Below are 10,931 nucleotides of genomic sequence, written 5' to 3' on the forward strand. Positions count from 1 at the left end.
CCGTTACGAGAAACGCGCCTACATCTACCTCGGAACCGTCACCCTCGCAGCCCTCACCATCTGGCTCCGAACATGATCCAAGAAACAGTGCCTAGGCGAGGGACAGTTGCGCTACTGCCACGGCGGTGTCCCCGGGCTGTGGCCCGGAGACACCGTCACCCCGCACCGCTGGGCCACGGCCGACCGGAAGGAAGGCCGATGACCGTTCCCCGCTCCGAGCGGCCGACCGTGGAACAGATGCGGCACCTGATCGGCCACACCGACCACCGGGTCCTCAGCGCCGCCGAGGCCGCACGGCTCCGCGCGGGCTTCGAGCACCTGGTGGCCAGCCAAGTGGGGCAGCAGGCCAGGGTCGACGACCTCAACCGTCGACTCGCCGCCGGTACCCGCCCAGCCCTCGACTTCGGCTGCACCACCTGCCAGGCCGCTGCCGGATCCCCTTGCACCCGCCGCTACGACCAGCCCATGCACGGCTTCCACCAGCCACGCCTCACCGCGGCCGCCGCCGCCGAGCGGAGCCGCGCATGACTCGCCTGAGCGCGCCAGCGGCACAAGATTGCTATGTGATGCGGCCGTCATTGAGGTACTTCCGGGCGGCGGGCGTGAAGGCGTGAATTGCCCTCCGGAGGACCCGATGAGTTCCGTCAACCTCGTCCCGTTCCTCGTCGTAGCCAGCGTCCGAAGGAACCACAAGACCGTGATGGACAGCGGCCGCTTCGACGTAACTTGCGGCGCGGGTCACCTCTCCCGCAAGCACAGCGATGTGCTCCGGACCCTCAAGATCCACGACCGCCCCTGCGACGGTGAGCTGCTCCCGGGACGCCGACATGACCAGACTGCAAGCCTCACTCTCTACCAGCTCGGTCGTGTGACGCTGCCCAGCGGCACGCAAGTCCTCGCGCGCTTGATCCTTGCAGCGTTCCCAATTGGTCGCCTCCGTGTAGACGTTGGCCGCATGGAGAAAGGCGGCATAGGCGTCGCGTTGGTGCTGTCGGCGTACGGCATCAATGGGGCCTTGGTGTGCCCCACGTGCCTGTGAACGTCCTGCGGCGTAGGCAGCTGCGGCAGCAATGACGGCTACCGGGGTGGGGATGATCGCGGCAAGGATCGTCGGGTCCATGGCGGTTGATGATGCCGTACACGCCAGCACCAGCCAGCACCAGCCAGCACCGGCCAGCAGCAGGAGCAGCACCCGGAGGAACAGGAGCAGCAGCCCGAACAGCAGCCGGAGCAGGAGCAGCAGCAGGGCGGCGAGGAACAGCAGGAGCAGCAGGAGGGTGGCGGCGAGGAGCAGCACCCCCAGCGGCAGCGGCCGCCACTGCAGCCGGACACCAGCAAGGCCTGGGTGGTGCTGTACGAGGAGTGCATCACCGAGGACGAGCGGATCGCCCTGACGCGCGGTGCGCTCGCAGACCGGCGCAAGCTGACAGCACCCCAGTGGGTGGTGGACATCGGCAAGGGCGAAACGCGGGCGCGGGTTCCGCTGCGCGCGGCCCGCAAGCCGGTGGCCATCGAGGCGCAGTTGGAGCTTGTGCGGGCTTGATCCTCTATCGTGGGCGGGCGTAGGGCGCGGGGGCACGCCTCCTACACGAAGGACTCCTCCTGTGAGTGCTGCGCCCGCCCGCATTCCCGAGTCGCTGCTGCCGCTGGCGGTGCCGGTCGACGACCTAGTGGCGTACTACCGCAACCCGCGCACCGGCGACGTCGACGCCATCGCCGAGTCGCTGCGCGTCAACGGCCAGTACAAGGCCATCGTCGTCAACCGCGGCACCCACACCGGCCGCCCCAACGAAATCCTGGCGGGCAACCACACGTGGGCCGCCGCCAAGCAGCTCGGCTGGGACCAGATCGCCGCCACGTTCGTCGACGTCCACGACGAGGACGCGGCCCGCATCGTCGTCGTCGACAACCGCACCTCGGACCTGGCCGGCTACGACAGCGAGCTGCTGGTCGACATCCTCGAAGAGCTGCCCGACCTGGACGGCACCGGCTATGACCAGGGCGCCCTGGACAAGCTGCTGGACCACCGGGCCCTGCCCGCTACGATCGACCTGCCGTCCGACGGCGCGGGCACCGGGGCGATGGCCAAGCTGGAGTACCTGCAGTGGGGCTACCTGCAGTGGTCCACCACCCGCGTGCAGATCACGGCCGCCGAGGTGGAGACCCTGAACCGCATCTACGAGCAGTTCCTCACCCAGGCCCGTTCCGATCTCGGCTTCGGCTGGCACCTGCTGCAGGAGGCCCACTCCGACACCGCCGAAGCACCCACCGCCGACGACGACGAGACCGACGACGCCGACGCAGAAGGCGCCGGCGCGGACGCCGGCGCCGTCGAGGACGAGGACGGGGACGACGCATGAGCAGCGCCCCCACCACGACGTTCCACGAGGCGTACCCGCTCAAGGACTTGCGCCCGGCCGACTACAACCCGCGACACCTCTCCGATGAGGCCTTCGCCCGGCTCCAGAAGTCCATCGGCCGCCACGGCGTCGTCAAGCCGGTCATCCTCAACGCCGACGGCACGCTGGTCGCAGGCCACCAGAGAACCAAAGCCATGACCGCGCTGGGGATGACGCACACCCCGGCGGTCATGCTCGGCACGAAGGTCCGTCTCACCGACGAAATCCAGTTCAACCTTCTGCACAACCGCGTCGAGACCGAGGCGTCGGTGGTGTACGCGCAGCCCGGCCCCATCGGCGCCTGGTCGTACATCCCGTGGCAGACCATCGAAGTAGCGGTCTCCCGCAACAAGCCGTTCCAGCAGGCCATCAACTACATGACCGGCGGCCACGGCCCGTGGGGCTCCGTCGTCATCGACGACCAGGGGCAGATCGCGCTCAACGCCGAGTACGCGGTGGTCGCGGCCGCCAACCACTTCGACGTCCTCGCATGGACCTGCGCGTCCTCGGACGCCGCGGTGCTGGTCGCCGACCTCACCGGCGAGTACGGCGTGTACGACTGGACCGGCCTGGAGGATCAGGCGCCGGTCTACAACCAGCACATCATCCAGCCCAAGCGGCTGCGCCAGTACACCTCGCTGAAGAAGGCCGGGAAGCTCGCGTACAAGTCGGAGGTGTGGGAGAAGCTGGCGCTGCCCCGGCTGCGCAAGCGCCCCGAGACGCGGGTGGTGGACTTCGGTGCGGGCCACGGCGACTACGCGAAGAAGCTGCGCCCCGAGGGCTACCAGATCGACGACTACGAGCCGTTCCGCACCACCCCCGGCAAATACGCGGTGGATATCAGGGGCGTCGTGTCCATGATCCGCACCGTCGAGAAGCGGGTGGCGCAGCACGGCCTGTACGAGATGGTCGTCCTCGACTCCGTCATCAACGCGACGACGTCGCTGGATTACCAGCACTGGGTACTGACCACCGTCAACGCCCTCGTCGCCGCCGACGGCACGGTGTGCATCGGCACCCGCAACCTGCTGGCCGAGCGGGCATTCGAGAACAAGCAGCATGCCACCAGCGCCAACGACGCCACCCGGCTGTCGTTCCTCGACAGCGAGAACGTCGACATGCGGTTCATGCAGGGCAAGTGGATGCGGATCCGGTACCACACCCCCGAATCACTGGCCGAACTGCTCGGGGCGTACTTCGGTGACGTGACGGTCACCGGCCGCTCGAACGCGACGCTGCGGGCCATCTGCAAGGACCCTCTGCCGCTCTCCGACCTCGATTACGAGAGAGCTCTCGACGAAGAATTCAACATGCCCTATCCGAACGATTTCAGACACGGGCACCATAAGCGACTTGTGGAAATTTTGGTAAAATTGGTTAAAGAAAGGAATAACCGGGCCAAGTAATTCAGGCCCTATTCAGAGGGGGGAAATACCGTAATGTCGCAACCGCCCGTACGGGTTGGGATCACCGCCGCCGCACCGTACCTGATCATGTGGCTGGCAGGGGTTCGTCACATCAACCTGGACAAGCACTGCCTGGAAACCTTCGGCGAGTCCGACCGGGCCCCGCTCAACCCGCGGGCACCTCACCAAAAAGTCACGCTGCCGGCCGACAGCCGGCCGCTGGCCTGGTACCTGTGCGCCCTGCCCCACCCGTGGGACTGGGCTTCCAACGCCCACCTGGCCTTCGACTACGCCGAAGGCCACCACTGGGAAGGCCCGGCCCTGCTGCCGGGTCTGCGCGTGACGCTCGACAACGCCCGCCCCATCACAGGATGGGGCGAGCACTCCATCCCCGCCACCGCACCGCGCCGCCACCAGTACCTGTACCGCACCTGCCGCAACTGGCAGTTCGCATGGTGGCTGCGCGCCAACCGCAACGCACCCGACGCACCACCACCCGGCCAACTGCCGCCCGACCCTGACGCACCCGAGCAGCTGACCTTCCTGTAGGGTCCCCGGTCCGGCGACCACACCAGGTCGCCGGGCCGCAGCGCGTGAGTTGCCTCGCGGGGGCTGAGTGGCCAGTCTTCGGCACGAGGACGCCCCATCACCACCACCAGAGCACGACCACTGTCCCCACGAGGATCACGACGGCCACCAACGCGGCAAGCGCCAGAGCCCGCTTGCGGGGTCGCGAACGCCGGTAGCGGAAGGTAGAGCCCGCGACTGCGCCGCCCCAAACTGGGCCAGCGATTCTCAGATCGCCTGGCGGAACGACTGGCGCCCTCGACTCCGTGATGACCGGATTCTCTCGCTCCATCCACTCCCAAGCGCCATCCTCCCCCAGTAGGCCTCTCTGTAGGCCACCGTGTCCATCTCGGCGCCACCGAATATCCCCAGCGTCGGTGAAGGTGATCGTGATGCCGTGAGAAATATCAGCATTCAGGTTCGGGCTCACCCACCTTGGCAGTCGAAAGTGCCGTGTAGCACCGGGATCAACCCGTCCGGAAACGTCGGGCAGCGCCCTGGAGTCGTGGGTACACCCACTGTGGAGCAGGATGGGCTGGTTACTCGGGTTCACGATCTGCAACGTGTGTATCAGCCAGCCTTCGTGCAAATCCGATCGCTGCATAACGGTTCGCACTTCAATCATTGAAGCCTGCACGCGGGCCTCGCGCCGCACTACAGCCAGTTCCCGGGCCTCGACCCGGCTCTCACGAACATCGAGGGCTGCCGCTCGCGCCACCTGATGCCGATGAGCCATCAAGCTCACCACGAGCGCCCCCAGGGCGACGACCGAACCGAACGCAGCTATGAGGGTTTCGACCACATGGCCACTATGGCCGGTGCAACCCTTCAAATCATCGACAACCACTAGGACTTCACACGTTCCCCGACGGCCGCTCGTCCAACGGCGCCGGCCCACACAGCCCCGCTACCTGGAGTCCGGTCACCACACCCCCTCTCCGATCTTGCAGTGCCATCATGTTCTTCGGCGCGGGGGCGCGGAGCAGCGAGAGGACCACGGCTGGTGGGACGCCCCGACAAGGCCGCACGCGCCGCCATCGCGCAGCGGCGAGCGGACGCCATCGACCTACGCCTGGCCGGTGTGGACTGGCTCACCGTCGGCCGCAAGCTCGCCGCCGATCCGGCCATCAACTCCGACCGCATCGCCTACCCGCAGGGCTACGGCATCGACCGGTACAAGAAGGGCCTGGAGCCACCGGTCGACGACCAGCTCATCAACGCCGCCTGCAAAGACGTGCGCCAGGCCCTGAAGGAACGCACCACCGAGCAGGACGAGAACGCCGACGAGCTGCGCGCCGTGGAGAACCTGCGCCTGGACCGGCTGTTCTTCGTCGCCTACCGCCAAGCCGTCAAGGACGGCGACCTGCCCGCCATCGACCGGGCCCTTCGCATCATGGAGCGCCGCGCCCGCATGAACGGCCTCGACAAGCCCGCCAAGACCGAGATCGTCACCCCGGCCGCTTCGGGCAGCGAGCTGACCGCCATCGCTCTCGACGAACTCGAAGCCCTGATCGGCATATCCGAGGAGGCCGCCCATGGCTCCGATGACTAGCAGCGACCGCGAAACCAAGCTGCTGAACGCCTACCGCACCAGGCTGCCGGCGCAGCGCCGCGCCATGGCTTCGAAGGCCTCCCCGGAGCTGCGCGTCCAGCTCGCCCGCATCGAGCGCCACATCGCCATGGACGCCTCCCCGGGTGCGATGGCCGCCGTGCTGACTGAACGCCGCGAGATGCAGGCCCGCCACCTCCACCTCATCGACCAGGCGTGGATCGACATGGCCGAGGGCCGCGCCGACCGCGTCATGATCACCATGCCGCCGCGTCACGGCAAGAGCCGCCGGGCCTCACGCTGGGCACCCCTGTGGTACTTGCGCCAGCACCCCGACCGCCGCATCATGATCGCCTCCTACTCCGGTGACCTCGCCGAGGAGCACTCCCGCTGGATCCGCGACGCCATCGAGACGTGGGGCGACGAGCTCGGCATCCACCTCAACCCCTCCAGTCGGGCCGCGATGCGGTTCGACATCGCAGGCCACCAAGGGGGCCTCGTCGCCGCGGGCATCGGCGGCAGCCTCACCGGCAAGGGCGCCACCATCGCCCTGGTCGACGACCCCGTGCAGGACATGGCCTCCGCCGACTCCCCGAGCATGCGCCGCAAGACGTGGGAGTGGTGGCAGTCCGTCCTGCAGACCCGCCTGGAGCCCGACGGGGCGATCTGCGTCATCCAGACCCGATGGAACGAAGACGACCTCGCTGGCCGCATCCTCGCCGACGCACAGGCCAACGAGTGGAAGATCATCGACCTTCCCGCCCTCGCCGACAGCGACACCGACCCGCTCGGCCGGGCCCACGGCGAACCCCTATGGCCCGAACGCTTCGACGCCGACCACCACGCCCCGACCCGCCGCCGCGTCGGCGAACGCGTATGGGCCGCCCTCTACCAGCAAAAGCCGCGTCCCCCCGAGGGCGGTGTGTGGCAGCGCACCTGGATCACCGACCACCGCCTCACCACCGTCGAGTTCGGCGGCCTCGACATGGCCCGCGTCATCGTCGCCGTCGACCCCGCCGGCGGAGAGTCCTCAGTCGGCGACGAGACCGGCATCATCGGCGCAGCACGCGGCTTCGACGGCCACCTGTACGTCCTCGAGGACCGCTCCGCGTCCATGGGCGCCAACGACTGGGGCCTCACCGCGTGCCGCCTCGCCCTCGCCCTCAAAGCCGATGCGATCGTCGTGGAGTCCAACTACGGCGGCGACATGGCCCGCCAAGTCCTCTCCCAGGCATGGGAGCAGCTGCGCCGCGACGGCACGACCGCCGGGCAGCTCATGCCCAGGGTCCTCGAAGTCACCGCGAAGGTCGGCAAACGCCTTCGGGCCGAACCCATCGCCCAGCTGTACGAGCAGGGCCTCATCCACCACGTCGGCGCCCACGTCCGCCTCGAAGAGCAGATGGCCACCTGGGTGCGGCATGGACTCCCCCGACCGCATGGACGCCGCCGTCCACGGACTGACCGAACTCGCCGACCCCGACCAGCTCGCCGCAGTGGCCGGACACATCCACGACGACCGCCTCGGCGGACGCCGTTAGACCCCCGGAAACGGCCCCATAAAGGGAAACGCCCCTGGCCATATCGGGCTGCTAGTGCTGTGACCACATAGGTTCGCCGGTTTGGTGATCGTGACGGTTGGATGTGCGGTGACGTCCGATCCGACCGCTGGAGGCGCGGTGGCCGAGCCTGTCCGTGTGCGCAGACTGACCGACCAGGAGGGGCAGAAGCTGCAGCAGATCGTGCGCCGTGGCAGCACCAGCTCAGTTCGCTACCGGCGCGCGATGGTGCTGCTGGCCTCGGCCGGCGGCAACCGGGCGCCGGTGATCGCCCAACTGGTGCAGGCCGATGAGGACACCGTCCGGGATGTGATCCACCGGTTCAACGAGATCGGCCTGGCCTGTCTGGACCCTCGGTGGGCAGGAGGCCGTCCCCGCCGACTCAGCCCTGACGACGAGGACTTCGTCGTGGCGACGGCCACCACACGCCCGACCAAGCTCGGCCAGCCCTTCACCCGCTGGTCCCTGCGAAAACTCGTTGCCTACCTGCGCAAAGTCCACGGCCGGATCATCCGCATCGGCCGCGAGGCATTACGCGGCCTGCTCGCCCGCCGTGGTGTCACCTTCCAGCGCACCAAGACGTGGAAGGAGTCCCCGGACCCCGAGCGGGAGGCGAAACTGGACCGGATCGAGGAAGTGCTGGACCGTTTCCCGGACCGGGTCTTCGCGTTCGACGAGTTCGGCCCGCTTGGGATCAGACCCGTCGCGGGCTCCGGCTGGGCCGCACAGTGCCGCCCCGACCGGCTGCCCGCCACCTACCACCGCACCCACGGGGTGCGCTATTTCCACGGCTGCTACTCGATCGGTGACGACACCCTGTGGGGCGTCAACCACCGCAGGAAAGGTGCCGCGAACACGCTGGCCGCGCTGAAGTCGATCCGGGCTGCCTGGCCCGACGGCGCGCCGATCTACGTGATCATGGACAACCTGTCCGCCCACAAGGGCGCCGACATCCGTCGCTGGGCAAGGAAACACAAGGTCGAGCTGTGCTTCACCCCGACCTACGCCTCGTGGGCCAACCCGATCGAGGCGCACTTCGGACCACTGCGGCAGTTCACCATCGCCAACTCCCACCACCCCAACCACACCGTGCAGACCCGGGCCCTGCACGCCTACCTGCGGTGGCGCAACGCCAACGCTCGCCACCGCGACGTCCTGGCCGCCGAACGTAAGGAACGCGCCCGCATCCGCAGTGAGAAAGGCATCCGCTGGGGTGGACGGTCCCTGCGAGTGGCGGTCTGACCTGGCAGGAAGGTGAGTCACCGAGATTGCGGGGCGATCGGGGCTTCTCGCCTGAGGCGGCAACGGGTGGCGCCGGCAGGGACTCAGGGTTCGATGACGAGGCGTTCGATGAGACCGTCGCGGAGTGTGAACTGGTAACGCAGATCGATGCTCCCGCCGGGGAAGTTGCCCTCGAGGTGGTGGGTGGCGGTGTAGCGGGTTGCGTCGGTCTGCTGGGCGCCGGTGAGGTGGATGGTGTAGGTGAATTCGGTGGCCGATCGGTCGAGCCACTTCCCGATCGCCTGGGTGCCCTCGTAGGTGTTGCCATCGTCGATCACTGTGGCTTCGCGGGTGAACGCCGTGATTGCGGTGGCAATGTCGTGGGCGCGGTGCGCTGTCAGATAGCGGGTGATCACCTCGGGCAGGGTGTCCGGGCTGCTGGTTCGGGGCTGGTTGTCGTGCATGACGCTCCTTGCGGTGGTGGCGGGTTCAAACGGTGGGGGTGGTGCCGCCGTCGATGACGTGTTCGGCGCCGACGATGGCCGAGGCGCGGTCCGAGACGAGGAAGGCGACGAGCTCGGCGACTTCCTCGGGCCGGTTGGGACGGCCCAGCGGGATGCCGCCCAGGGAGTCCATGAGCCGGCCCAGCGCCGCTTCCTGCGTGATGTCTGCGTCGTGGGCGATCCGGGCGACGAGGTTGTCGGCGGCCGAGGTCTGCACGAAACCGGGTGAGACGGTGTTGACGCGGACACCGTGCGGGGCGACCTCGTTGGCCAGACCCTTGCTGTAGGTGGTCAGGGCGGCCTTGGCAGCTGCGTAGGCCAGGGTTCCGTTCCACAGCGGCATGCGGCGCTGGATAGAGGTGACATGCACGATCACGCCCTTACCTGTGGCGATCATGTGCGGCAGGAGTGCGCGGTCCAGGCGGACGGCGGCCAGCAGGTTCGTGTTCAGCTCCCTGGCCCAGTCGTCCTCGCCGAGCGCGGCGAACCCTCCAGCCGGCGACTCGGACCCGCCGAGGGTGTTGACCAGGATGTCCACGCCTCCCACGCGGGCGTCCGCCTCGGCGGCTACGTGGGCTGCGCCCTGGGCGGTGGACAGGTCGGCGGTGATGAACGCCTTCTCCTCGACGTCGTCGGGGCGGCTGCGGGCCGTGACCAGCACGGTCGCGCCAGCCTGGGCGAGACGTCGGGCGATGGCGGCTCCGGTGCCCTTGCTGCCGCCGGTGACCAGAGCGCGTCGGCCTTCGAGGGATTCGCTGATGGATGTGGTCACGGTGTGCTCCGTTCCCGGGTGCGGGCGCAGAAGGCACCGCTCCCGTCATTACTGCTAAAATAGAAGCTACTAACTTCGACTTTAGCAGTAACTGAGGGGATGGCCGACATGGCAAGCCGGATCAGGCTGGAGGACCGGGAGTGTCCACTGTCCACGACGGTGGAACACGTAGGCGAGTGGTGGACGCTGTTGATCCTCCACGACGCTTTCGACGGCTACACGCGCTTCGACCAGTTCCAGGAGAGTCTGGGCATCTCCTCCAGCATGCTCACCACCCGGCTGAAAACCCTCGTCGCCGACGGACTACTAGAGCGCCGGCCATACCAGACCAACCCCGTACGCCACGAGTACGTCCTCACCGAACTCGGGCGCTCCCTGCGACCGGTGGTCGTCGCCCTGGCCGCGTGGGGTAACTCCCGCCTCACACCGGCCGAACGCAGCATGATCCTCATCGACGCGCACAGCGGCGAGGAAGTCGAGCCCGTCGTCGTTGACGCCAAGACGGGCCGCCGGCTCGACGACAGCGACACCTACGTCTTCACCGCAGGTCCTGCAGCCAGCGACGCCATGCGCCACCGATATGCGACACGACCGACCACCCCCGCGGAGGCGTAGGGCTGCCCCAATCCAGCACCGAACAGCCGTGAGCAGGGCCGGGACGCACCCTCGTACCTGATCGACCAGGCAACACCGGATCGCCGTCAGCATCACGCATGCCAATCATCCCGAGCCGTTGATAACCAGATCGGGCAACGTTGGTCGTTTTTCCAAGAATCGCCATCATGGGCTGCGCCCCCGGATCCCATCTGAGCCGGAGGGAGTAATCAGTGCGGCCCAACCTGGTGAACCTTCCCGGTCACAGCACTAGGCACTGTTTCTTGGATCTCCTGACGTAGGTGGGGTGTTGAGGCCAGGCTGGCTGCATGGGGCGTGGTGATCTGACGAATGAGGAGTGGGA

Annotated in this window: 12 protein-coding genes; 9 read left to right on the top strand and 3 right to left on the bottom strand. The window is 67.8% G+C overall.

Annotated elements, in window-relative coordinates; genetic code table 11:
• Positions 1-198: 198 nt before the first annotated feature.
• Positions 199-528, top strand: a complete 330-nt coding sequence (locus ACFYP5_RS38465; protein ID WP_389044672.1) for a hypothetical protein — start codon at positions 199-201, stop codon at positions 526-528.
• 31 nt (positions 529-559) lie between these two features.
• Here ACFYP5_RS38465 and ACFYP5_RS38470 read toward each other — a convergent pair whose 3' ends face one another.
• Positions 560-1,297: a hypothetical protein gene (locus ACFYP5_RS38470; RefSeq protein ID WP_389044674.1), complete on the bottom strand. Its 738-nt coding sequence runs from the start codon at positions 1,295-1,297 to the stop codon at positions 560-562.
• A gap of 48 nt (positions 1,298-1,345) precedes the next feature.
• Between ACFYP5_RS38470 and ACFYP5_RS38475 the strand changes: the two genes are divergently transcribed.
• The 7 genes from ACFYP5_RS38475 to ACFYP5_RS38505 all read left to right on the top strand — a co-directional run bounded on the left by ACFYP5_RS38475 (position 1,346) and on the right by ACFYP5_RS38505 (position 8,719).
• Positions 1,346-1,543 (top strand): hypothetical protein, encoded by a 198-nt coding sequence (locus tag ACFYP5_RS38475; protein WP_389044677.1) that lies wholly within the window; start codon positions 1,346-1,348, stop codon positions 1,541-1,543.
• A 61-nt stretch (positions 1,544-1,604) separates the two neighbouring features.
• The gene (locus tag ACFYP5_RS38480) at positions 1,605-2,360 is read left to right on the top strand and encodes a ParB/RepB/Spo0J family partition protein (RefSeq protein ID WP_389044678.1); all 756 of its coding nucleotides are present in this window, start codon (positions 1,605-1,607) and stop codon (positions 2,358-2,360) included.
• Positions 2,357-3,805 carry a ParB N-terminal domain-containing protein gene (locus ACFYP5_RS38485; RefSeq protein WP_389044680.1) on the top strand — a complete coding sequence of 483 codons (1,449 nt, stop codon included), beginning with the start codon at positions 2,357-2,359 and terminating at the stop codon, positions 3,803-3,805. The genes ACFYP5_RS38480 and ACFYP5_RS38485 overlap by 4 nt, the downstream gene beginning before the upstream one ends.
• A gap of 33 nt (positions 3,806-3,838) precedes the next feature.
• Entirely contained in the window at positions 3,839-4,354 is a 516-nt protein-coding gene (locus tag ACFYP5_RS38490; protein ID WP_389044682.1) for a hypothetical protein, read from the top strand.
• A gap of 1,021 nt (positions 4,355-5,375) precedes the next feature.
• Complete coding sequence (locus tag ACFYP5_RS38495; RefSeq protein ID WP_389044684.1) at positions 5,376-5,924, top strand: hypothetical protein; 549 nt, start codon at positions 5,376-5,378, stop codon at positions 5,922-5,924.
• The gene (locus tag ACFYP5_RS38500) at positions 5,908-7,530 is read left to right on the top strand and encodes a terminase large subunit domain-containing protein (RefSeq protein WP_389044687.1); all 1,623 of its coding nucleotides are present in this window, start codon (positions 5,908-5,910) and stop codon (positions 7,528-7,530) included. Before ACFYP5_RS38495 ends, ACFYP5_RS38500 begins: the two co-directional genes overlap by 17 nt.
• A gap of 67 nt (positions 7,531-7,597) precedes the next feature.
• The gene (locus tag ACFYP5_RS38505) at positions 7,598-8,719 is read left to right on the top strand and encodes an IS630 family transposase (protein ID WP_389044691.1); all 1,122 of its coding nucleotides are present in this window, start codon (positions 7,598-7,600) and stop codon (positions 8,717-8,719) included.
• An 83-nt stretch (positions 8,720-8,802) separates the two neighbouring features.
• Here ACFYP5_RS38505 and ACFYP5_RS38510 read toward each other — a convergent pair whose 3' ends face one another.
• Together ACFYP5_RS38510 and ACFYP5_RS38515 are read right to left on the bottom strand one after the other, a co-directional pair.
• Positions 8,803-9,162, bottom strand: a complete 360-nt coding sequence (locus ACFYP5_RS38510) for a nuclear transport factor 2 family protein (RefSeq protein ID WP_354778369.1) — start codon at positions 9,160-9,162, stop codon at positions 8,803-8,805.
• Between the two features lie 25 nt (positions 9,163-9,187).
• Complete coding sequence (locus ACFYP5_RS38515) at positions 9,188-9,973, bottom strand: SDR family oxidoreductase (RefSeq protein WP_389044694.1); 786 nt, start codon at positions 9,971-9,973, stop codon at positions 9,188-9,190.
• 108 nt (positions 9,974-10,081) lie between these two features.
• Between ACFYP5_RS38515 and ACFYP5_RS38520 the strand changes: the two genes are divergently transcribed.
• Positions 10,082-10,588: a helix-turn-helix domain-containing protein gene (locus tag ACFYP5_RS38520; RefSeq protein ID WP_238577255.1), complete on the top strand. Its 507-nt coding sequence runs from the start codon at positions 10,082-10,084 to the stop codon at positions 10,586-10,588.
• The last annotated feature ends 343 nt before the right edge of the window (positions 10,589-10,931 follow it).

The sequence above is a fragment of the Streptomyces sp. NPDC005262 genome, from assembly GCF_042872425.1.
Taxonomy (GTDB): Bacteria; Actinomycetota; Actinomycetes; order Streptomycetales; family Streptomycetaceae; genus Streptomyces.

Bases quoted from the DNA above. Each gene is read 5' to 3' on its own strand.
- ACFYP5_RS38500 (WP_389044687.1), top strand. From the start codon at position 5,908: ATGGCTCCGATGACTAGCAGCGACCGCGAAACCAAGCTGCTGAACGCC.
- ACFYP5_RS38465 (WP_389044672.1), top strand. From the start codon at position 199: ATGACCGTTCCCCGCTCCGAGCGGCCGACCGTGGAACAGATGCGGCAC.
- ACFYP5_RS38520 (WP_238577255.1), top strand. From the start codon at position 10,082: ATGGCAAGCCGGATCAGGCTGGAGGACCGGGAGTGTCCACTGTCCACG.
- ACFYP5_RS38510 (WP_354778369.1), bottom strand. From the start codon at position 9,162: ATGCACGACAACCAGCCCCGAACCAGCAGCCCGGACACCCTGCCCGAG.
- ACFYP5_RS38490 (WP_389044682.1), top strand. From the start codon at position 3,839: ATGTCGCAACCGCCCGTACGGGTTGGGATCACCGCCGCCGCACCGTAC.
- ACFYP5_RS38485 (WP_389044680.1), top strand. From the start codon at position 2,357: ATGAGCAGCGCCCCCACCACGACGTTCCACGAGGCGTACCCGCTCAAG.